Annotated in this window: 20 protein-coding genes; 9 read left to right on the forward strand and 11 right to left on the reverse strand. The window is 57.2% G+C overall.

Going from position 1 to position 21,332, the window contains the following annotated elements; all coding sequences use genetic code 11:
* Positions 1-4: 4 nt before the first annotated feature.
* Positions 5-2,086, reverse strand: coding sequence for a glycine--tRNA ligase subunit beta (gene glyS, locus FIU95_RS00075; protein WP_152450299.1), 2,082 nt, complete (start codon positions 2,084-2,086; stop codon positions 5-7).
* Positions 2,086-3,042, reverse strand: a complete 957-nt coding sequence (gene glyQ, locus FIU95_RS00080) for a glycine--tRNA ligase subunit alpha (RefSeq protein WP_152450306.1) — start codon at positions 3,040-3,042, stop codon at positions 2,086-2,088. Before glyQ ends, glyS begins: the two co-directional genes overlap by 1 nt.
* Before the next feature lie 157 nt (positions 3,043-3,199).
* Between glyQ and FIU95_RS00085 the strand changes: the two genes are divergently transcribed.
* Positions 3,200-4,087, forward strand: a complete 888-nt coding sequence (locus FIU95_RS00085) for a lysophospholipid acyltransferase family protein (protein WP_152450308.1) — start codon at positions 3,200-3,202, stop codon at positions 4,085-4,087.
* A gap of 55 nt (positions 4,088-4,142) precedes the next feature.
* Here FIU95_RS00085 and FIU95_RS00090 read toward each other — a convergent pair whose 3' ends face one another.
* The 9 genes from FIU95_RS00090 to def all read right to left on the reverse strand — a co-directional run bounded on the left by FIU95_RS00090 (position 4,143) and on the right by def (position 14,214).
* A complete protein-coding gene (locus FIU95_RS00090; RefSeq protein ID WP_152450310.1) occupies positions 4,143-5,330 on the reverse strand; it encodes an FtsX-like permease family protein in 1,188 nt (395 codons plus the stop codon).
* A 67-nt stretch (positions 5,331-5,397) separates the two neighbouring features.
* On the reverse strand, positions 5,398-6,558 hold the full coding sequence (locus tag FIU95_RS00095) for an ABC transporter permease (protein ID WP_152450312.1): 1,161 nt from the start codon (positions 6,556-6,558) through the stop codon (positions 5,398-5,400).
* Positions 6,555-7,250 (reverse strand): ABC transporter ATP-binding protein, encoded by a 696-nt coding sequence (locus FIU95_RS00100; protein ID WP_152450314.1) that lies wholly within the window; start codon positions 7,248-7,250, stop codon positions 6,555-6,557. The genes FIU95_RS00095 and FIU95_RS00100 overlap by 4 nt, the downstream gene beginning before the upstream one ends.
* Positions 7,251-7,298: 48 nt before the next feature.
* Positions 7,299-8,336 (reverse strand): efflux RND transporter periplasmic adaptor subunit, encoded by a 1,038-nt coding sequence (locus FIU95_RS00105; RefSeq protein ID WP_152450316.1) that lies wholly within the window; start codon positions 8,334-8,336, stop codon positions 7,299-7,301.
* A gap of 96 nt (positions 8,337-8,432) precedes the next feature.
* Positions 8,433-9,884, reverse strand: coding sequence for a TrkH family potassium uptake protein (locus FIU95_RS00110; RefSeq protein WP_152450318.1), 1,452 nt, complete (start codon positions 9,882-9,884; stop codon positions 8,433-8,435).
* Between the two features lie 85 nt (positions 9,885-9,969).
* On the reverse strand, positions 9,970-11,355 hold the full coding sequence (gene trkA / locus FIU95_RS00115) for a Trk system potassium transporter TrkA (protein WP_152450320.1): 1,386 nt from the start codon (positions 11,353-11,355) through the stop codon (positions 9,970-9,972).
* A 30-nt stretch (positions 11,356-11,385) separates the two neighbouring features.
* Positions 11,386-12,693, reverse strand: a complete 1,308-nt coding sequence (gene rsmB / locus FIU95_RS00120; protein ID WP_152450322.1) for a 16S rRNA (cytosine(967)-C(5))-methyltransferase RsmB — start codon at positions 12,691-12,693, stop codon at positions 11,386-11,388.
* Complete coding sequence (fmt, locus tag FIU95_RS00125; protein ID WP_152450324.1) at positions 12,690-13,643, reverse strand: methionyl-tRNA formyltransferase; 954 nt, start codon at positions 13,641-13,643, stop codon at positions 12,690-12,692. Before fmt ends, rsmB begins: the two co-directional genes overlap by 4 nt.
* Before the next feature lie 64 nt (positions 13,644-13,707).
* A complete protein-coding gene (gene def, locus FIU95_RS00130; protein WP_152450326.1) occupies positions 13,708-14,214 on the reverse strand; it encodes a peptide deformylase in 507 nt (168 codons plus the stop codon).
* Positions 14,215-14,396: 182 nt separating this feature from the next.
* Between def and FIU95_RS00135 the strand changes: the two genes are divergently transcribed.
* The 8 genes from FIU95_RS00135 to aroE all read left to right on the forward strand — a co-directional run bounded on the left by FIU95_RS00135 (position 14,397) and on the right by aroE (position 21,319).
* On the forward strand, positions 14,397-15,467 hold the full coding sequence (locus FIU95_RS00135) for a LysM peptidoglycan-binding domain-containing protein (protein WP_152450328.1): 1,071 nt from the start codon (positions 14,397-14,399) through the stop codon (positions 15,465-15,467).
* Between the two features lie 93 nt (positions 15,468-15,560).
* Entirely contained in the window at positions 15,561-16,718 is a 1,158-nt protein-coding gene (gene dprA / locus FIU95_RS00140) for a DNA-processing protein DprA (RefSeq protein ID WP_152450330.1), read from the forward strand.
* 88 nt (positions 16,719-16,806) lie between these two features.
* Positions 16,807-18,240, forward strand: a complete 1,434-nt coding sequence (locus FIU95_RS00145; RefSeq protein WP_152450332.1) for a catalase — start codon at positions 16,807-16,809, stop codon at positions 18,238-18,240.
* 153 nt (positions 18,241-18,393) lie between these two features.
* Positions 18,394-18,507: an AIR carboxylase family protein gene (locus tag FIU95_RS00150; RefSeq protein WP_253868767.1), complete on the forward strand. Its 114-nt coding sequence runs from the start codon at positions 18,394-18,396 to the stop codon at positions 18,505-18,507.
* Between the two features lie 13 nt (positions 18,508-18,520).
* Positions 18,521-19,087 carry an L-threonylcarbamoyladenylate synthase gene (locus FIU95_RS00155; protein WP_152450334.1) on the forward strand — a complete coding sequence of 189 codons (567 nt, stop codon included), beginning with the start codon at positions 18,521-18,523 and terminating at the stop codon, positions 19,085-19,087.
* 27 nt (positions 19,088-19,114) lie between these two features.
* A complete protein-coding gene (gene hemF, locus FIU95_RS00160) occupies positions 19,115-20,020 on the forward strand; it encodes an oxygen-dependent coproporphyrinogen oxidase (protein WP_152450336.1) in 906 nt (301 codons plus the stop codon).
* 28 nt (positions 20,021-20,048) lie between these two features.
* On the forward strand, positions 20,049-20,501 hold the full coding sequence (locus FIU95_RS00165; protein ID WP_152450338.1) for a hypothetical protein: 453 nt from the start codon (positions 20,049-20,051) through the stop codon (positions 20,499-20,501).
* A complete protein-coding gene (gene aroE / locus FIU95_RS00170; protein WP_152450340.1) occupies positions 20,498-21,319 on the forward strand; it encodes a shikimate dehydrogenase in 822 nt (273 codons plus the stop codon). Before FIU95_RS00165 ends, aroE begins: the two co-directional genes overlap by 4 nt.
* The last annotated feature ends 13 nt before the right edge of the window (positions 21,320-21,332 follow it).

Genomic DNA, 21,332 nt, shown 5'->3' on the forward strand with positions numbered 1-21,332 from the left:
GCCATTACTTGGCGGGAACCAACAGGGAGATGTCGGCAACTTCGAGGAACAGTGCGCGCAGCTGGGCCAGTAGGGCCAGGCGGTTGTTGCGCAGTTGCTCGTCGTCGCTCATCACCATCACATGGTCGAAGAAGTTATCCACGGTTTCGCGCAGTCCCGCCAGACCGGCGAGGCCTTCGGCGAAGAGCGCATCGCTATACAGCGGTTCCACTTCTGTGCGGGCAACCTGAACAGCGGCGAACAGTGCTTTCTCCGCTTCTTCCTGCAGAAGCGCTTCATCGACACTGTTGGGCACCGCGCCATCGAGCTTGGCGAGGATATTGGAAACGCGCTTATTCGCTGCTGCCAAGGCACCGGACTCCGGCAGCTGGCTAAAGGCGTTCACCGCGTGTACGCGATTATCGATATCCAGCGGGCGCGATAGCTTGCGCGCGGCAACCGACATAAATACCTCGGTGGCGATACCCTGGTCCTCATAGCGGGCGCGGAAGCGGTCCAGTACGTATTGCAGAGTTTGCTCTACCACCTTGTCGTATTCGCCCAGGGCGGTGCGCGGGTAGTTGTCGCGGGCCAGTTCCAGCAATTCGCGCAGGTCCAGGTCGAGACGCTTCTCTACCAGAATGCGGATGATGCCCAGGCTGGCACGGCGCAGGGCGAAAGGATCGCGGGAGCCGCTGGGGGGCTGGCCGATACCGAAGATGCCCACCAAAGTATCCAGGCGGTCTGCCAGGGCGATAGCGGTACCCGTGTCGCTGGCGGGCAGTTCGTCACCGGCAAACTTGGGCATGTACTGCTCGTACATGGCCTTGGCCACATCCAACGGCTCGCCGTCGTTTTCGGCGTAGTAGTAACCGGCGATGCCCTGCATATCGGCAAACTCGAACACCATTTCGGTAACCAGGTCCGACTTGCACAGGCGGCCGGCGCGCTCGGCCCAGTCGCCGTTACTTCCGGTTTTCTCGGCGATGGTGCGCGCCAGGGCAGCTACCCGCTCGGTCTTGTCGTAGACGCTGCCCAGGTGTTGCTGGAAAACGATTTGGCGCAATTTTTCACGGCGCGATTCCAGGCTGGTCTTCTTGTCGGTCTCAAAGAAGAAGGCGGCATCCGCCAGGCGTGGACGGATTACCCGCTCATTGCCGTGGATAACCTGGGCGGCATCCTGGCTCTCGATATTGGACACGGTGATAAAGAAAGGCAGTAACTGGCCATCTTCATCTACCACATGGAAATATTTCTGGTGCTCCTTCATGGAGGAGATCAGGGCCTCAGCGGGCACTTCCAGGAAGCGCTCTTCGAAGCGGCCGGTGAGGGCGACAGGCCACTCCACCAGTGCAGTCACTTCGTCGAGCAGGTCGTCGTCGATGACCGCTTCACCATTGACGTTATTGGATTCAGCAATAACTTGAGCGCGAATGGCTTCGCGACGTTCGGCGAAATCTGCCATTACATAGCCGGGTTCGCGCAGAACCTGTGCATAGTCGTGGGCGGAGTGGATTTCCAGTTCGCGATTGCAGTGGAAGCGGTGACCACGGCTGGTTTTACCGGCTTTTAAGCCGAGTACTTCGCCATCCACCACCTTGTTGCCGAACAGCATGACCAGCCAATGCACTGGGCGCACGAATTCTTCACGGCGCGCCCCCCAGCGCATGCGCTTGGGGATAGGTAGCTGAGCCAGGGCTTTCTCGACGATGTCTGCCAACAGGGATTCGGTTTCAGCGCCTTTTTGTTCGCTGATAAAAGCCAGGCGCTCGCCTTTGTCAGTTTCCTTGCGTCCCAATTCTTCAACGGTTACACCGTTGCTGCGGGCGAAACCTTCCGCGGCTTTACTGGGCTTGCCCTCTTTGTCGAAGGCGGCTTTAACGGCCGGGCCCAGCTTTTCAATTTGTTTGTCCTGCTGCTTGTCGGCCAAGCCGAACACAGCGACTGCCAGGCGGCGTGGGGCGGCGTAGGATTTCACTTCGCCAAAAGATAACTCAGCGCCCTTGAGGCCTTGGGTAATGCCATCGGCGAAGGCGTTCATTAATTTGTGCAACGCCTTGGGTGGCAGCTCTTCGGTACCCAGCTCTACCAGAAAATCCTGAGCCATTACTGCTTCTCCTCTTGCTCGATGTTTTCCGCCAGAATATCCGCTCGCAGTGCCTCGTCTGCCAGGGGGAAACCTAAGGCGCGGCGCGCATCGTAGTAGGCCTGTGCCACGGCACGGGCCAGGGTACGCACACGCAGGATATAGCGCTGGCGCTCAGTAACCGAGATGGCGTGGCGCGCGTCTAACAGGTTGAAAGCGTGGGAGGCTTTCATGACCTGCTCGTAAGCGGGTAGCGGTAGGCCCAGTTCGATCAGGCGCGTGCTCTCGCGCTCGCAGTGATCGAAGGTGGCAAACAGGAATTCGACATCGGCGTGTTCAAAGTTGTAGTGGGACATTTCCACTTCGTTCTGGTGGAAAACGTCGCCGTAGGTAACGGGGCTGCCGTCCGGGTTGCGGGTCCACACCAGGTCGTAGATGGACTCAACCCCTTGCAGGTACATCGCGATACGCTCGAGACCATAGGTGATCTCGCCGGTAACCGGGTAGCACTCGAGGCCGCCCACCTGCTGGAAGTAGGTGAACTGGGTAACTTCCATACCGTTCAGCCAAACTTCCCAGCCGAGGCCCCAGGCGCCCAGGGTTGGGGATTCCCAGTTGTCTTCCACGAAGCGGATATCGTGGATGGCCGGGTCTACGCCCATGGCGCGCAGGCTGTCGAGGTACAATTCCTGGATATTGTCCGGGGACGGCTTCATCACTACCTGGTATTGGTAGTAGTGCTGCAGGCGGTTGGGGTTTTCGCCGTAGCGGCCATCGGTGGGGCGGCGGCAGGGCTGCACATAGGCCGCGTTCCAGTTTTCCGGGCCTATGGCGCGCAGGAAGGTGGCTGGATGAAAGGTGCCGGCGCCCACTTCCATATCCAGAGGCTGTAGAATGACGCACCCTTGGCGCGCCCAATAATCCTGCAGGGCAAAAATAAGTCCCTGGAAGGTACTGAGATCGTATTGCTTGGACACCGCTATCTCCGGATCAGTATCTGCTGTGGGCAAAGGGACGCAATTATAGCGGCAGCGGCTCCTGTGCTTAAAGCGCTATAGCCGCGTCAAGAGGTTTCAATGGCCATACTTGGGCAACACGGCCACTTTCGAGTGGCTTTTGTATAGGAAGTAGTGAGTGGATATTAAGGGGCGCCTTGCTGTTGGGGCACTGAAAATGATCGGTAAATTGCCGCTGCACTGGTCGCGGCGAGTGGGTTGGTTTGCCGGCAAAATGGCAGTGTGGACGCGTTCCGAGGGCCTGCGTCTGAGCCGAATCAATCTCAATCTTTGCTATCCGGCGATGGACCCCAAGCAGCGCGAAAAGCTAGCGAGAGAGAGTGTGATCAACACGGCCATGGCCGGTTTTGAGATGGCCTCACTGTGGAATACGCCCTGGGCCAAAAATGAAAATGCCATTGTCCGGGTGCGCAACCAGCAGTTGCTCAATGCCGCCGAGGCGGAAGGTCGCGGCACCATCGTGTTGATGCCACATACCGGCAACTGGGAAATATTTGGACTGTACGTGGGCACTCTTGCTCCCTGTGCTGTGCTTTACCAGCCACCCAAAATCGAAGCCCTGGACCCGGTGATTCGCAGCGGACGAGAAGTGACCGGCGGCAAGATGGTGCCCACCAATGTGCACGGCGTGCGGTCGCTGCTCAAATCTCTGAAGGCCGGTAATTTAGCCCTGATTCTGCCCGACCAGGAACCGGATATGGGCGGTGACTTCGCCCCGTTTTTTGGACGCCCGGCACTGACTATGACCCTGGTGCACAACCTGATACAGCGCACCAACTGCCATGTGGTTTTTGGATTTGGCAAGCGTGTAGAGGGCGGCTTTGAGCTGGTATTTGTCCCCGCGGAAAAAGCGATTTACAGCGAGGAGCAAAAAGTATCCCTGGCGGCGATGAACCGCGGTGTGGAGGCCTGTATTGCCCAGGCGCCGGAACAGTATCAATGGGAGTACAAGCGCTTCCGCCGCCAGCCGGAGGGCAAGAGTAAAATCTACCGCAAAAAAAAATAGGGGCCTGAAGGGCCCCTTTCTCTATCGGTAACAAGAATAGGCAGCGAGACGAGCTTTATGCCGCGTGGCGAAATGCCACGATTACCGGCATGCGCGCGGCGCGCCAGGCGGGGAAAAAGCCACTGACAAAGCCGATCACCAGCGCCAATATGGCGCCCTGCAGGAAAAGGTCCGGGGACATCTCAAAACTAAATACCACCTGGGTAAAACTACCGCCCAGTGTCGAAGTATTCAGGCCGTCGAAGAACAGGTAGGCAGCCAGGGAACCCAAAAGGCCACCGGCCACAGCCAGCACCATGGCCTCGGCGATAGTGCCGCAGAAGGCGGAGAAATTGCTAAAGCCGAGGGCGCGCAGGGTGGCAATTTCCTTGGCGCGGTCCGCCACTGAGGTGTACATGGTATTGAGCGCACCGGCCAGGGCACCGAGGGCCATCACCGCACTGATGATCCAGCCAAAGGTGGCGATATATTGCAGTTGTTTGCCCTGGCTGGCGAAATACTCCCGCTCGGTCTGGGCGTCGAGATTCAGGCGCGGTTCCCGCGCAATGGTTTCCTTAACCGATGCCAGACCGCCGTCATTGTCCAGTTGCAGGCGAATCGACTGGTAACTGCTGCCGCGATTGTAATGGCTCTGGATGGTTTTGATATCTGCCCACAGCTCACTCTCGAAAATATTGCCCCCTGTGGAAAAAACCCCGACCACTTTCCACAGGTTTTTGCCAAAGCGCACCTCGCTGCCAATATCAAAGCCACTGAACTCTCGCAGAACCCCCTCACCGACAATCATTTCATTAGTTCCAGGGACAAACATACGGCCTTCCGTTAAGCGCATATTCGTGCGCATGGCCATGCCGGTTTCGTTGAGGCCGCGCAGGGGGATATTGGCCTCGGTGCCGCTGGACCTTTTGATGCCATCCACAATGACATACAGTTCCGGCGAAACCAGTGGACCATTGGCATCGCGGGCGACTCCCGCGGACTCGCTAACCAGGTTGACCTGGTCCTGCAGGATCACTGAGTTGAGTTCGGTGGAGGAGCCCTCGCGCATCAGGATGGCTATCTGGCTGGAGCCGGCACCGCGCATGGTTTCCTCGAAGCCTTTGGCCATGGCGAGAAAAGCCAGCAGAATCGCCACCACCACCGCCGAGGCCAGTACCATCGCCAGAGACATCCACAGACGCCGGCGCAGGCTGCCCAGGTTCATTAAGGTCACTGAAATTATTTGTGCAATTAGAGAGCCCATTGGCTTTCCTCCGGTTGGGCTTTATCAATCGGGCGCTTTCTGTAGTGAGAGGCTCGATACAATGTATTTAAGGCTGACGATTAAATGCCGAGACAATATTCAGTCGCAGCGCGTTAAAGGCCGGTAGCAGACCGGTAATAATTCCCAGCAACAACATAAAAAACAGTGCCTGCAGGGCGATGTCGCCATCGAGAATCAAGTTGGGCAGGAAACGGGCGAGAAAGGTTTTGACCCCTTCAACTAAAAGCCAGGCCGCGGCGAGTCCAGAGAGACCGCCGATAAAGGAGATCAACAGGGATTCCGAAAGCACCATGCGAAAAATACGCGCGCTGGAAAATCCTAACGTTTTGAGCACCGCGATCTCGCCGGTACGCTCGCGAATCGCCAGGGCCATGGTGTTGCCGACCACAATCAGAATGGTGAAAAACGCAGTAAAAACGACCGAGAAAATAATCAGGCCGATATTACCGATTTGCTCGATAAAGGCTTTATTAAAGGATTTTTCCGTGCTGGTATCCGTTTCACTTTGTGAATTGGCAAAACTGTCATCGATAGTTTTTGCCACTTTTTCATTGAGAGAGGGATCGTCCGTAGTGAGTGCCATCCAGCCGATCCAGTCATTGCCGAATGTCTGGGTTTCCATAAAGTATTTATAATGGAATAACATCTGGCGGGTATCGTACTGCTCGGTATCCCCTTTAAAAATACCGGAAACGACAAATTCCCAGGTGTAACCACCGTCTTTGTGAGTAAAAATATTTGAGGAAATGGGAATTCTATCCCCCACTTTCCATCCATAAATCTGCGCGAGTTTTTCACCCACCAGCGCGCCTTGGCGATTGTTAAACCAAGCCTGTTTTTGCTCTTCCGGAATCACTATTTCTTCGTAAACGCGCAGATAGGATTCTGGATCCACCGCTAGCGATACAATTTGCCGGCTCTGCTCTTGGAAATAACCCCCAAACCAATTCAGGTGGGTGACGTCTTTTACCCCTTCCACCGCAGCGACTTTTTGGAAATATGAGATGGGCAGCGATTGGGTGAAATTGATTCGGTTAAAAACCACCAAACGGTTATCAGCAGATAATTCCACACTAGAATTGAGCGCGGTTTTTAAACTGGTAACAGCTCCAAAAATTAAAAAGGCGATAAAAATAGCAAAACAAGTGAGGAATAACCGCAGAGGTTTCCTCGTCATGTTTTTATAAATTAAATAGAGATCGTTCATGCCACAATTTCCCTCTGCACAAATTGCCCCTTATCGAGATGCAGGGTGCGCTTGGCGTATTTGGCCGCGGCCGGATCATGGGTGACCATGACGATGGTCTTGCCGTGATCGCGGTTGAGTAGTTGCAGCATCTCCAGGATTTCATCGGCGGTGGCGCGGTCCAGGTCGCCGGTGGGCTCGTCACACAGAATGAGTTTTGGATCGGAGACAATCGCGCGGGCGATGGCCACCCGCTGCTGCTGACCGCCGGACATTTCACTGGACATATGTTTGGCGCGATCGCTCAGGCCCACCAGGGCGAGGGCGGTTTCCACATTTTTTCGGCGCTGCGTCTTGGAGAGTTTGGTTAGCAGTAGCGGAAGTTCCACATTGCGCTGTGCGTTGAGCATCGGCATCAGATTGTAGAACTGAAAAATAAATCCAATATTCTGCGCGCGCCAGCGGGTCAGAGCGCTCTCACTGAGGGAATCTATACGGGTGCCATCAAACCAAATTTCCCCGCTGGTGGGCTGATCGACCCCACCGAGCATGTTCAACAGGGTGGTTTTACCGGAGCCGGATGGTCCCATAATGGCGACAAAATCTCCGCGCTCAATACTCATATTGAGGTCGTCAAAAATAGAGATTTTCTCTTTACCTTTGACAAAACTTTTACCGACACTATTTAACTGAAACAACACATCTTCAGACATCTGCAATTTCCTTTTTTAAATGAATAATTAGAGCCGTAGTCTGTGCCGTTAAAGCGCCACTTCCTCCGCGGCAAGAAAGCCAACCTTCACCCCCATATCCGGCAGGATGCGGGAGTCCTTTTGATCGATGCCGATACGTACGCGCACTGTCGCCTTGGCGCGATCGGCGGTCGGAATAATCGCCACTACCGTGGCGGGAATATCCCACTCGGGATAGGCGTCTAAGTTCGCATTGACCTTTTGTCCGGTTGAGATGCGGCCGATAAAGGCCTCGTTAACATCCACCTCAATCTCCAGGGAGTCCATGTCTACGATGGTACAGATACCGGTGCGAGTGAAACCGCCACCGGCGGAGCTGGGGGCGACAATTTCACCGGGCTGGGCATTTTTTTGTGTGACGATCCCGCCAAAGGGGGCGCGTATGGTGTGATCCTCCAGGCGCTCACGCTGTCGCTCGGCTTCCAGCTTAGCCACCTCGATATTTGCCCGGGCGCTGTTTAAGTCCGCCTTCAAACCTTCGACTGTGGCCTCACTCTGGGTCAATTGGGCCTTGCTGGAATAATTTTTTTCGCGCAATCCGGCGAAACGCCGATATTGGCGCTCGGCCTCTTTTAATTTGGCGACAATGCTGGCTTCCTGGGCCTGCAGTACCTGAATCTGCGCGCGGGCAAATGCCAGGCTGACGCGCGCCTTGACGTCGTCGAGACGAGCTAGCACCTGGCCTTCCTGTACCTGCATACCCTCCTCGACATCCACGCTGCTGATCAGCCCCATCACTTCCGCAGACACCGTGGCCATGCGTCGTGCGGTGATATATCCAGAGGCATTCAATACCGTTTCCAGGCGCGCGCTGCTGGTAGGTACAGATGCTTTAGTGTGTGTGCTGGTAGAGGCTGGGATTGGGCTGGGGCTTGCGGGTGGATCTTCGGCCAAGAGAGAGGCGCCAAAAAAACCAACCAGCAGGCCGGCGACTGCGCCGCTGGAAGCCGCCAACAGGGTTTTTCGGGACGATGAAGGTAAATCATCGGGCGCTGTATCCCGGTCAATTTTCAGTTGACCAAGCAGCTCACTGGTGTTTCTACTCATACAACCCTGTTCTTATTCATTACTTCCTGTAAAGAACAACTGTGGCAGAAACTAAAAAATATTGCTATTCGATCTCGCCCGCCTTCTGGCGCTTAATTAATGGCGCCAGAAGGCGGGGGTTAACAGCACCAGCAGGGTGAAAATTTCCAGGCGTCCCATCAGCATGGCGAGGATCAGAAACCACTTGGCGACCTCGTTGACTGAACCATAGTGGGATGACGCCTCACCGAGGGCGGGGCCGATATTACTCAGGCAGGAGGCGACTGTTGTGACAGAAGTGACGAAGTCTTCGCCAGTGGCAATCACGATAATGGCGAGAATGAAAAATGACAGAACATAAACTGCAAAAAAGCCCCACACGGCATCGGTGACCCGGTCCGGTACAATCTTGCGATTGAGTTTGATGGGAATCACCGCATTGGCATGCACCAGGCGATTCAATTCGCGCATACCGGATTTCATAATCAGCATACCGCGCACCGCCTTGATGCCCCCCGAAGTGGAGCCGGCGCAGGCGCCGAGAATTCCCAGCAGCAATAGGGCATAGGGTAAAAATACCGGCCAGGCGGAAAAATTCTCCGAGGCGAAGCCGGCGGTGGTGCTGATGGAAACTACCTGGAAGAAGCCGTGCAACAAGCTGTTGCCCGGAGAGAAAATATTCAGAATCCACAGGTAACAGCTGATCAGTAGACCGGCGCCCAATATCAGCATGACATAGAAGCGAAATTCGGAGTCGCGCCAGTAGTGTTTGAGGGTTTTGTTGCGGAAAGCATAAAAGTGCAAACCGAAGTTAATCGCCGCGGTGAACATGAAAATGATGCAGATCACCATAATGGCCCGGTTGTGGGCGTAGAAACCCATACTGGCATCATGGGTGGAAAAGCCGCCGTTGGCGACGGTGGAGAAGGCGTGGCCCACGGCATCAAATACAGTCATGCCCGCCCACCAGTAACCGATGCCGCACAAAATCGTCAGGATCACATAAATCACGATCAACGCCCGCGCCGTCTCCGCGATACGCGGCGTCAGCTTGGTATCTTTCACCGGGCCGGGTATTTCCGCCTTGTACAGCTGCATACCGCCGATGCCGAGCATGGGCAGGATCGCCAGCGCGATCACAATTACGCCGATACCGCCAAACCACTGCAATTGCTGGCGGTAATAGAGAATCGCCGGGGGCAGGGAGTCGAGGCCGGTGATCACGGTGGCACCGGTGGTCGTTAGCCCGGAAATAGACTCAAAAATGGAATCGGTAATACTCAGATCGGGCTGTGGGCTGATAATAAACGGCAGTGAGCCGAAGCTGCCGAGGATCAACCAGAAGAGTGAGGTCACCACAAATCCGTCGCGAGTGCGCAAATCCTGGCGCAGGTCGTGTACCGGCAACCACATAAACAGGCCAGTCACCAGGGTAATGACAAAGGCGATAATAAAGGCGTTGTGGGTATGGTCTTCATACCACAGGGACACGACGATGGGTGGCAGCAGGGTTAAGCTGAACACCGTAAGGAGAATTCCGAAAACTCGCGCAATTACCGCAATTCGCATTGGCGCCTGTCAGCCTGTTATCTGTTGTTACTTTATATGGACGGCGGAGCTTGTGATCGCCGGACTTCTCAATAAAAAAAGCGGGCTAGAAAAAGCCGAAACCAACCTGGAACAACTGTTCCACATGGCGCGTCTGGCGGCGATCCACCAGGAATACAATCACGTGATCGTCACTCTGTACAATCACATCATCGTGCGCCATCAACACTTCGCTGCCGTTGACGGTTTCGCGCACTATGGCGCCGATGGAGGCACCCTCGGGTAAATCGATATCCTCGATTTTCTTTCCCACCACCTTAGAGGTGCGTTCATCACCGTGGGCGACTACCTCGATTGCCTCGGCAGCGCCGCGGCGCAGGGAGTGCACGTTGACCATATCACCGCGGCGCACGTGGGTAAGCAGGCTGCCGATGGTATTTTGCTGGGGTGAAATGGCAATATCGATTTCACCGCCCTGCACCAGGTCCACGTAGGCGCGGTTGTTAATCAGGGTCATCACCTTGCGCGCGCCCAGGCGCTTGGCCAGCAGCGATGACATGATGTTAGCTTCGTCATCGTTGGTGAGGGCGAGGAAAACATCGGTGTCCTCGATATTTTCCTCCAGCAACAGCTCCTGATCTGAGGCGCTGCCGTGCAGGATAATGGTGTGGGACAGCTCCTCGGATAAAAACACACAGCGCTCGTGGCTGCGCTCAATAATCTTGACCGAGTAGCGGTTCTCTAATTTAGTGGCGAGGCGCAGGCCGATATTGCCGCCTCCGGCAATGACTACACGTTTATAACCGTGTTCCAGACGGCGCAGCTCGCTCATAACCGCGCGGATATCGGCGCGTGCGGCGATAAAAAATACTTCGTCGCCGGCCTCAATCACCGTATCCCCCTGGGGAATAATTGGCCGATTGCGCCGGTAAATGGCCGCCACGCGGGTATCCACCTTGGGCATGTGTTCGCGCAGATAACGCAGCTGGTGTCCCACCAAAGGGCCGCCCTGAACGGCCAGTACCGTCACCAACTGCACGCGGCCACTGGCGAAATCCAATACCTGCAACGCACCGGGATGCTCCATCAGGCGTGCAATATATTCGGAGACCAACTGCTCGGGGCTGATCAGCACGTCGATGGGAATGGCTTGGTTGTCGAATAACTGGGGATACTGCAGATAGGAGGAGGCGCGCACACGCGCGATCTTGGTGGGCACACGGAACAATGAGTGGGCAATCTGGCAGGCCGCCATATTGGTTTCATCATTGTTGGTCACCGCCACCAGAATATCGGCATCCTCGATGCCGGCATCCATCAGCACATCGGGGTGAGAGGCGTGGCCGTTGACCACGCCGATATCGATGCGGTCGCGCAATTCCCGCAGGGTTTTTTCGTCGCTGTCCACCAGCACAATATCATTGCGCTCCGAGGCCAGGGCCTCCGCCAGTGAGCCGCCCACCTGGCCGGCGCCGAGAATGACAATTTTCATATCGGAAGAGACCCGCGGCTAGCGCTGCTGTTATTCGGCTTTGCTGAGCAGAGCGTAGTAGAAACCGTCGCCGCCACCGTTTTGGGGTAACAGTTGCATTCCCGCAACCTGCTTTTCACCCCAGGACTTACCGTGCAGCAGTTCCGGAGTATTGTCGCTCGCATCCTCAGTCTCCGCAATGAAGGCGGCGACAACTTCGCTATTTTCGGCCGGCAGTACCGAGCAGGTGGCGTAAAGCAGACTGCCGCCGGTCTTGAGCAGTGCCCAGGTGGCGCGCAGAATTTCTGCCTGCAGCTTGGCCAGCTCGGCGATATCCTCCGCGCGGCGCAACAGTTTGATATCCGGGTTGCGGCGGATGACTCCAGTGGCGGAGCAGGGCGCGTCGAGCAGGATACGGTCGTATTGTTGTCCGTCCCACCAGGAATCTGCCGCGGCCGCATCGGCGCAGATTAATTGTGCGGACAGGCCGCAGCGCTCGAGGTTTTCCTGTACCCGGTCGAGGCGCTCCTCCTCGATATCGAGGGCACTCAATTCAATCGCGGGCTGCTGTTCCAGCAGATGGCAACTCTTACCGCCAGGCGCGGCGCAGGCATCCAGCACCCGCTCGCTTTCACTGGGTGCCAGCAGCTGTGCCGCCAGCTGGGCGGATTCATCCTGCACGCTCACCAGGCCCTCGGCAAAACCGGGCAGAATCCCCACTGGCACCGCTTCGAGCAGGGTGATACCCACGGGTGAGAGGGCACAGGCCTCGGCGGACAGCCCAGTTTCGTCGAGCTGCTGCAGGTAATCTTCGCGGGAGATACGCGCGCTATTGACCCTCAGGGTCATGGGCGGGTTGGTATTGTTGGCGCGGAAAATTTCAGATGCCTGGGTTGGCCAGGCGGCTTTGATCGCCTGTTGTAGCCAGGCCGGGTGTACCGAGCTGAACTGTGGGTTGCCGGACAATTTTCTCTGCAGACGCTCGCGATCGCGCAGGGCATTGCGCAGCACGCCATTGATCAGGCCGGTGGCGCGATCCAGCTTGAGACTGCGGGCGGCATTGACTGTGGCAGAGATGGCTGCGTGATCGGGGATGCGGGTATATTCCAGCTGATAGAGCCCCAGCAGGATCAGTGCGCTCACCAGGCTATCGCTGGGTGTTTTGCGCAGCAACTTGGCTGCGATCAATTGCAGGCGCGGTGCGGTGCGGGCACAGCCGTAACAGAGTTCGCGCAGCAGGGCGCGGTCGCGCTCCTCAACCTTGTCCTCGGCTTTAGGTAACAGGCGTGCCAGTGAACCTTGCGATTCCAGCAGCGCGGCCACTACTCGGGCTGCTTCGGCGCGTACATCTCTACTCATAATGATCCCAATTGTGTGCCAGGGGCAAAGAGCGCCCGGTGGCCTTTCAAAATTTCCGCGGCCGGCAGCGCTTTTTTACCGGGCAACTGTAGTACTTGCAGGCGCAGGGCTTCGCGACCACAGGCCACCAGGATGCCTTCATCGTCGCAGGCCAAAATGGTGCCGGGTGTATCGCTGTGGCAGCCTCGCTCCAGGCTGGCGCTGTAAATGCGCAGGCGCTGCTCGCCTTTGCTGTCGTTAAAGGTGGTCCAGCATACCGGGAAGGGATTGAAGGCGCGGATCTGGCGCTGAAGTTCCTGCGCCGGGCGCTGCCAGTCGATGCGCGCTTCCTCTTTAGTGATTTTATTGGCGTAGTTGGCCTTTGTATCATCCTGGGCTTCTGGCTTGGCAGTGCCTGAGGCCAGCTGCGACAGTGCTTCGGTCAGGGCCGGCCCACCGAGTTCGGCGAGCTTGTCGTGCAGGCTGCCGCCGGTATCTTTCGCAGTGATATCGCAGCGGCGCTCCACCAGCACCGGGCCCGTATCCAGTCCGGCTTCCATTTGCATAATCGCCACACCGCTCTGGCTGTCACCCGCTTCGACGGCGCGCTGAATGGGAGCGGCACCGCGCCAGCGCGGCAGCAGGGAGGCGTGTACGTTGACGCAACCCAGTCGCGGGGTGTCCAGTACCGCCTGCGGCAGGATCAGGCCGTAGGCCACCACCACCATAATGTCGGCGCCAAGTGCCGCCAGCTCTTCCTGGGCAGCCTGGTCGCGCAGGCTCTGAGGCTGGTATACGGGGATACCGTGGGAGAGCGCCAGCTGCTTGACCGGGCTGGCCAGCAGTTTTTTGCCACGCCCCGCCGGCCTGTCCGGTTGGGTGTAAACGGCGATGACATTGTGGTTGCTGTCGAGCAGCGCCTGCAGGTGCACGGCGGCAAAGTCCGGCGTGCCGGCAAAGATGATGTTCACTGGCGGATTCTCAGATCGAGGGGTGGAGATGGCGCCGGGCCAGCCGGCGGCCAGTTCTTATATATCAGGCGCGTCGGCGCTGGGACTTTTCCAGCTTGGAGCGAATGCGGTTGCGCTTGAGTGGGGAGATGTAATCCACGAACAGCTTGCCATCCAGGTGATCGACTTCATGCTGGATGCACACTGCCAGCAGCCCCTCAGCCTCTATGGCAAAAGGTTCGCCGTTGCGGTCCAGCGCCTTGACGCGCACCCTGCGCGGGCGCTCCACCGTCTCGTAGAAACCGGGTACCGACAGGCAGCCCTCATCGTACTGATGGATCTCTTCTTCTAACACCTCGATTTCCGGGTTGATAAAGGCCAGCGGCTCGCTGCTGTCCTCAGAGATATCCACCACCACGATACGCTCATGGACATTGACCTGAGTCGCAGCGAGGCCTATGCCAGGTGCCGCGTACATGGTTTCGAACATGTCTTCTAGCAGCTGGCGGTGCTCGTCGGTGACTTTTGCGACGGGTTTGGCGATCTCACGCAGGCGCGGATCGGGAAATTCCAGTATCTCGAGTTTAGCCATAACACCTGTGACAAACTTCTAGTATTCGTTGAACGTGCGCTGATAACATTATGATCGCGCTCAATATTTACCGAGTGGACCCCGATTTTCGCTGGCGCTGCGCGCCCGGGGCCGGCCACATTTCCTGTGAAGGGTGGCCCGGCGCTGAGAATTATAGCGATAAAGAGCATAGGAATGCTTCCATGAAAAAAATAATCCTGGCCGCCGTCTCGATGTTGGCGGTCGCCCTTGGCACCCAAGCGCAGGATCAGGTGCGCCTGAACCCCAGCCACCCGGATGCCTATGTCGTGCAAAAGGGCGATACCCTCTGGGATATCTCCAGTGAATTTCTGGTACAGCCCTGGTACTGGCCGGAGATCTGGCAAGTAAACCCGCAGGTTGAGAACCCCCATTTGATCTTCCCCGGCGACAGCCTGCGCCTGGTATATGTCGATGGCCAGCCGCAACTGCAGCTACAGCGCGGACCGCGCGCCTATCAACTATCTCCGGGTGCAAATGGCAACCGCCTGACCCCGCAGATCCGCCGCGAGGCGGTAGAGGATGCGATCCCGGCGATTCCCCTGGATGCCATCAATGCCTTCCTGTCGCGCACCCGTATCGTCGAGCCAGATGCCTTTGAGGGCACGCCTTATATCGTTTCCGGTTCCGATAACCACATTCTTATGGGCGCGGGCGATACCATTTATGCGCGCGGTGATTTCGAAGTGCCCCTGGCTTCCTACGGTCTTTACCGTCCGGGGCCTGTTTACGTAGACCCCGTCAGCAATGAGACTCTGGGTCGCCAAGCGTTGGGCATTGGTGAAGTGGATTTGCTACAGCTGGACCCGGATAACCGCCCTGGATTCTCCGTCGCTACTCTGGGCGTAGCCAGCACCGCCCGCGAGATCCGCCTTGAGGACCATTTGATGCCGGTGGAAGAGCGATCCATCGATGCACTCTTTCACCCCAGCGCTCCCGCCGTGACGGTGAATGGCTTGATTGTGGGTGTCGATGAGGGCGTGACCCAGATCGGCAAGTTTGACGTAGTCATCCTCAACCTGGGTGAGCGAGATGGCATAGTGCCTGGCAATGTGATGGCGGTGTATAAGCGCGGATCTATGGTTCGTGATCGTATTGCCGGAGACAGCGTAAAGCTTCCGGATGAGCGCGCTGGCGAGATGATGGTTTTCCGCACCTTTGAGAAGATGAGCCTGGCGCTGATACTCGAAGCGGACCGCCCCCTGGCGGTAATGGACTCGGTGCGCAATCCATAACCAGTCCATAGAGAGTGCGGTGACTCTTGCTGTTTGGAGTGCCGCACCACCGAATAACCACTTTCCTGCAAAACAGACAATACGGTGAGCTGCATGGATGCGTTGACCGCCAGTATGGCTTTACTGCGCCTTGAGGGATTGGGCCCTGCACGTTACTGGCAGCTGCTAGAGCATTTCGGTAGCCCCGATCGGGCGCTACTAGAATTTCCCCCAACCCTATTGAGTAAACTGCCGCCACGGGCGCAAACCCAATGGCGTGAGTGTTGCCGTCTTGGCGGCCCGAGCGAATTGTTGGAGTGGGTGGCAGCCGAGCGAGCCCGCTGTGCGCAAACCGGGGTGCATCTGGTGCACCACGGTGATACGGATTACCCGGCTTTGCTCGCGGAAATCTCCCGACCCCCACCATTACTGTATTTGCGCGGTGCCCGCGCCGCTCTCTCTTTACCCCAGATCGCTATTGTCGGTGCGCGCCGTGCCACCACCGCCGGGCTGGATAATGCCCGCAGCTTTGCCATGGAGCTGGCCGGCTCCGGTTTTGCTATCACCTCAGGGCTGGCACTGGGAGTGGATGCGGCAGCGCACCAGGGCGCATTGCGAGGAGAGGGGGTCACGATTGCGGTGCTGGGCAGTGGCGTCGACTCCGTCTATCCCCGCCAAAACCGCGCCCTGGCCGAAGAAATCCTTGTCGCTGGCGGCGCCATTGTCAGTGAGTTGCCGCTCGGCAGCGGTGCCGAGGCGAAAAACTTCCCACGTCGCAATCGGATAATCAGCGGGCTCTCTATGGGTGTACTGCTGGTAGAGGCCGCTGTGCGATCCGGTTCCCTGATTACCGCGCGCCTGGCGTTGGAGCAAAATCGCGAGGTCTTTGCCATACCCGGCTCTATTCACAACCCGATGGCCAGAGGCTGCCATCACTTGATTAGGGAAGGGGCGACACTGGTGGAGACAAGCGCAGACATCGCAGGGCAGCTGGGTGGCCTGTTGTCTGCGCCAGTAAAGAATGAAATCGCAACCGAAGTAGAGCTAGAAGTAGCGCTGGACGATCACCAGCTGCAATTGCTGTTAGCCCTGCAGGGCGGTCCCCGCAGTATTGAACAGCTTGCAGTGGATACCGGGGAGTCCGCCGGTGAATTGATGGCGCTGTTGCTGCAAATGGAATTGGAGGGATTGTTGGAGCAGTTGCCAGGTGGTTACCAGCTGACAGCTCGGGGCGCAGGTTGCTGTCGTCAGAGAGAGGGCGTAACCACCTAAATCATCCTTGAGGCTGCAGCCGCCGGATGGTTCGCGAACTGTTAGCCCAGCGTTAATACTCAGTGGATTCTAAAACAGGAGGCAGGTCATGGCGGATAAACCCAAACTCACCACCGATGCCGGCGCACCCGTTCCGGACAATCAAAATAGTCTGACCGCGGGTCCGCGCGGGCCGCTATTAATTCAGGATTACCAGCTGCTTGAAAAGCTCGGCCATCAGAATCGCGAGCGGATTCCCGAACGCACTGTACATGCCAAGGGTTGGGGGGCTTACGGCACACTGCGTATCACCGGGGATATCGGCAAGTACACCTGTGCCAAGGTGCTGCAGAAAGGCGCAGAAACACCCATGATTGGCCGTTTCTCTACGGTGGCCGGGGAGTTGGGAGCGGCGGATGCGGAGCGCGATGTGCGTGGCTTTGCCCTGAAATTCTATACCGAGGAGGGCAACTGGGACCTGGTGGGTAACAACACCCCGGTCTTTTTCGTACGCGACCCCTACAAGTTTCCCGACTTTATCCACACGCAAAAACGTCACCCCCGCAGCCACCTGCGCTCCCCCACCGCCATGTGGGATTTCTGGTCGCTGTCTCCGGAAAGTCTGCACCAGGTTACGATCCTCTTCTCCGACCGCGGCCTGCCGATTTCACCCATGCATATGAACGGTTACGGTTCCCATACCTACTCTCTGTGGAACAGTGCCGGCGAACGTTTCTGGGTGAAGTTTCATTTCAAGACCCGCCAGGGGCACAAGTTTCATACCGATGCCGAAGCGGAGGAGGTGGTTGGTCGCACCCGTGAGAGCTATCAGGAAGCTTTGTTTGGCGCGATTGAGAAGGGTGACTACCCCAAGTGGAGCCTGCAGGTACAAATCATGCCGGAGGCCGAAGCGGCCAAGACACCTTACAACCCCTTCGATCTGACTAAAGTGTGGCCCCACGGGGATTACCCGATGATCGAAGTTGGCGAGATGGAGTTAAATCGCAATCCCGATGATTACTTTGCCGAGTTGGAGCAGGCCGCTTTCTCCCCCTCAAACATTGTGCCGGGCATTAGTTTCTCCCCGGACAAAATGCTGCAGGCGCGAATTTTTTCCTATGCCGATGCCCACCGCCATCGCCTCGGCACCCACTATGAGAATCTACCGGTCAATGCACCCCAGTGCCCGGTACATAACTACTATCGCGATGGCGAGATGAATGCCACGGGAATTCGCAGCGGCAATCCCGACGCCTATTACGAACCCAACAGTTTCAATGGTCCCCAGGAAGACTCCAGCGCCAAGGAACCACCACTGGCACTTTCTGGCACCGCTGATCGCTACGATCACCGCGAGGGTAACGATGACTACAGCCAGGTCCGCGCCCTCTTCAATCTTTTCGATGACGGCGAAAAGCAGCGCCTCTTTGGCAATATTGCCAGAGCCATGGCCGGGGTTCCGGATGAGATAGTGCAGCGGCAGTTGGCTGAGTTTCACAAGGTGGACCCGGATTACGCTGCAGGCGTTAAGGCCGCATTGTGAGTCTAACTAAAGTTTCAGCGCTGGTGACTTGATACAGGGGGGCCGTGGATAAGCGACTGCTCCGGGGGAGACGTTCGGCAACACCTTGTGCGCGGTTGCGCAATCCGCTAGATTTTGGCGCTTGTCCCCACTTTGACAGTTGAGAGAGTTGAAATGAGCAAGCCTTTTGTAGCGATCCTGATGGGGTCCGGTTTCGATTTGCCAGTGGTGGAAACCACCTTCGCTGTGCTGGATAAATGCCATATTCAACATTGCAACGCCAACTAGCAGCGATACTGTCATGAGGTACTCTCCCCTTGCTGTACAAAAGGCTGCCCGCGCCCTTGCGGCGGGTGGTGTTATCGCGCACCCCACCGAGTCTGTGTGGGGCCTCGCCTGCGATCCAAATAACTTGCAGGCCGTTAGGCGCCTATTGCGCCTGAAAAACCGCCCACTGGAGAAAGGTTTGATCCTGGTTTCCGGTGAGGAGGAAAGTTTTAGCCCGTTGCTCGACTCTCTCAGCGCCGAACAGCGCCAGCAGATGCGGGAAACCTGGCCCGGCCCCGTGACCTGGCTGGTACCCCATAAAGGCCGCGTACCCTACTGGGTCTGTGGCGCTCATCCCGCGGTGGCTCTGCGCCACACCGACCACTCTTTTACCGCTGCGTTAACACGGGCTTTTGGCGGTGCTATCGTATCCACCTCTGCCAATCCGGCGGGGTGCCAACCCGCAAGGCATAAGTACCAGGTACTCCGCTATTTTGGCGATGCCCTCGACTATGTGGGTGGCGGTGCAACTGGTGGCCGAAACTCCCCCAGTGAGATTCGCGACCTACTCAGCGGAGAGCTGTTGCGCGCGGGTGGTTGATTTCTATAAATGAGTTAGTGATTCCCCATGAGTGATATTGATACCAAGGAAGTAAAGGGCTACCTGCTGGATCTACAAGATCGTATTTGCAGCGCGCTGGGTAGTGAGGACGGCCGGGAGTTTCACGAGGACGACTGGGAGAGGCCCGGTGGCGGTGGTGGTCGAACCCGTGTGCTGGAAGAGGGGAACCTGATTGAGAAAGGCGGGGTTAATTTCTCTCACGTCTATGGTGACGGCCTGCCACCCTCTGCCACCGCCAGTCGCCCCGAGTTGGCCGGCTGCTCCTTTGAGGCGATGGGCGTCTCTCTAGTGATCCACCCGCGCAATCCCTATGTGCCCACCAGCCATGCCAACGTGCGTCTGTTCGTAGCCAAAAAGCCTGGCGCGGAGCCGATTTGGTGGTTTGGAGGGGGCTACGACCTCACTCCTTACTACGGTTTCGAAGAGGATGTGGTGCATTGGCACAGTACCGCCAAAAATGCCTGTGACCCTTTTGGTGAAGAGGTATACCCACGCTTCAAACAGTGGTGTGACAAGTATTTTTACCTCAAGCACCGCGATGAGGCCCGCGGAGTGGGTGGTCTTTTCTTTGATGACTTTAATGAGGGCGGTTTCGAGAATGCCTTCGCCCTCATTCGCGCCGTGGGCGACAGTTATCTGGAGGCTTACCTGCCCATTATTCAAAAGCGCAAGGATACGCCTTACGGTGAACGCGAGCGGGATTTCCAGCTGTACCGCCGCGGCCGTTATGTGGAGTTCAACCTGGTGTTCGATCGCGGCACTTTATTTGGTCTGCAGAGCGGTGGGCGTACCGAATCTATCCTTATGTCATTGCCCTCGCTAGTGAGTTGGAAGTACGACTGGCAGCCGGAACCGGGTTCCGCTGAAGAAAAGCTCTACACGGATTTTCTGCCGCATAGGGACTGGGTATAACCCGGATAAGGCACTACGGAGGTTTGCTGTGCAACAAACGCGATTGGAAGCTATCAACTCACTATTCCTGGATTACAGGCGCCACTTCGAAACGGGTGATGCGCAGCAGATAGCCGATTATTACCGCTTCCCTCTGCATTATTACCGCGAAGATGGCAACAAACTGACGGTGGATCGCGGCGCATTCGTGCAGCAGGTCGAAAAGTTGCTCAACGCCTACAGGCGCCTTGAGGTGTGCCAGATTCTCGGTACGGTGACCGAGATTATCGAATTGAACGATTACAGTAGCCTCGCCAGTGTGCGTTGGACCCTGCTACATCGCTGCAAGGAAAGCGACAAGGCAGTCGAGCTTTACAGCTCCCACACCCGTTACCTGCTGACGGATACTGAACAGGGCCTTAGAGTCGACGCTTTGGTGATCGTCGATGAAAGTGCCAAGATTCGCGAAGCGGTCAGGGCGCGCAAGAGGGCCCAGTCGTGAGCGACCGCTACGGAGTGGTAGGCAATCCCATCGACCACTCCCTCTCCCCACAAATCCACACCGCCTTTGCCGCTCAGACCGGGGAAGATCTGGTGTACGAAAAACTGCTCGCCCCTCTCGAGGGTTTTGCCGACACCGTGCAGGCCTTTTTTACTGAGGGTGGTCGCGGTCTCAATGTAACGGTGCCGTTTAAGCTTGAAGCTTGCGAGCTGGCGGATGAACTTACCGAGCGCGCGGCCGCCGCCGGTGCGGTGAATACCCTGGTGTCCGACGAGAATGGAAACCTGCTGGGTGACAATACCGATGGCGCCGGCTTGGTGGCGGATATCCGCGACAACCTGGGCTGGTTAATTGAGGACAAGCGGGTATTACTCCTGGGCGCCGGTGGCGCCGCTCGTGGAGTTTTACTGCCACTGCTGGCTGAGCGCCCCGCACAGCTGCATATTGCCAACCGCACTGCCGCTAAGGCCAGTCAGCTGGCAGATGAGTTTTCCCACTATGGCGCTATGACGACAAGCGGGTTGGAAGAGCTTTGCGGGGGGTTCGACCTGGTAATCAATGCCAGTTCGGCGAGCCTCGATAATCGACTGCCGCCCCTGCCTGAACACCTTTTCACAGGTACTGGCCGGGCTTATGACATGGTCTACGGTGCAAGGCCGACGCCTTTTGTACACTGGGCCCGTGAACAGGGGGCTGAGGCTGCCGATGGTCTCGGTATGTTGGTGGGACAGGCGGCGGAGGCCTTTTATTTATGGCGCGGGGTGAAGCCCCGTGTAGAGCCGGTGTTGGCGCAGTTGCGGCGAACACTAGCAGCCTGATTTATCTGGCTGA

Source organism: Microbulbifer sp. THAF38 (assembly GCF_009363535.1).
Taxonomy (GTDB): Bacteria; Pseudomonadota; Gammaproteobacteria; order Pseudomonadales; family Cellvibrionaceae; genus Microbulbifer.

Excerpts from the sequence above, each read along its gene's own strand:
- trkA (WP_152450320.1), bottom strand. The coding sequence starts at position 11,355 with ATGAAAATTGTCATTCTCGGCGCCGGCCAGGTGGGCGGCTCACTGGCG.
- FIU95_RS00145 (WP_152450332.1), top strand. The coding sequence starts at position 16,807 with ATGGCGGATAAACCCAAACTCACCACCGATGCCGGCGCACCCGTTCCG.
- FIU95_RS00095 (WP_152450312.1), bottom strand. The coding sequence starts at position 6,558 with ATGAACGATCTCTATTTAATTTATAAAAACATGACGAGGAAACCTCTG.
- rsmB (WP_152450322.1), bottom strand. The coding sequence starts at position 12,693 with ATGAGTAGAGATGTACGCGCCGAAGCAGCCCGAGTAGTGGCCGCGCTG.
- FIU95_RS00150 (WP_253868767.1), top strand. The coding sequence starts at position 18,394 with ATGAGCAAGCCTTTTGTAGCGATCCTGATGGGGTCCGGTTTCGATTTG.
- FIU95_RS00110 (WP_152450318.1), bottom strand. The coding sequence starts at position 9,884 with ATGCGAATTGCGGTAATTGCGCGAGTTTTCGGAATTCTCCTTACGGTG.
- glyS (WP_152450299.1), bottom strand. The coding sequence starts at position 2,086 with ATGGCTCAGGATTTTCTGGTAGAGCTGGGTACCGAAGAGCTGCCACCC.
- FIU95_RS00100 (WP_152450314.1), bottom strand. The coding sequence starts at position 7,250 with ATGTCTGAAGATGTGTTGTTTCAGTTAAATAGTGTCGGTAAAAGTTTT.
- FIU95_RS00090 (WP_152450310.1), bottom strand. The coding sequence starts at position 5,330 with ATGGGCTCTCTAATTGCACAAATAATTTCAGTGACCTTAATGAACCTG.
- def (WP_152450326.1), bottom strand. The coding sequence starts at position 14,214 with ATGGCTAAACTCGAGATACTGGAATTTCCCGATCCGCGCCTGCGTGAG.
- hemF (WP_152450336.1), top strand. The coding sequence starts at position 19,115 with ATGAGTGATATTGATACCAAGGAAGTAAAGGGCTACCTGCTGGATCTA.
- dprA (WP_152450330.1), top strand. The coding sequence starts at position 15,561 with ATGGATGCGTTGACCGCCAGTATGGCTTTACTGCGCCTTGAGGGATTG.
- FIU95_RS00155 (WP_152450334.1), top strand. The coding sequence starts at position 18,521 with ATGAGGTACTCTCCCCTTGCTGTACAAAAGGCTGCCCGCGCCCTTGCG.
- FIU95_RS00105 (WP_152450316.1), bottom strand. The coding sequence starts at position 8,336 with ATGAGTAGAAACACCAGTGAGCTGCTTGGTCAACTGAAAATTGACCGG.
- FIU95_RS00135 (WP_152450328.1), top strand. The coding sequence starts at position 14,397 with ATGAAAAAAATAATCCTGGCCGCCGTCTCGATGTTGGCGGTCGCCCTT.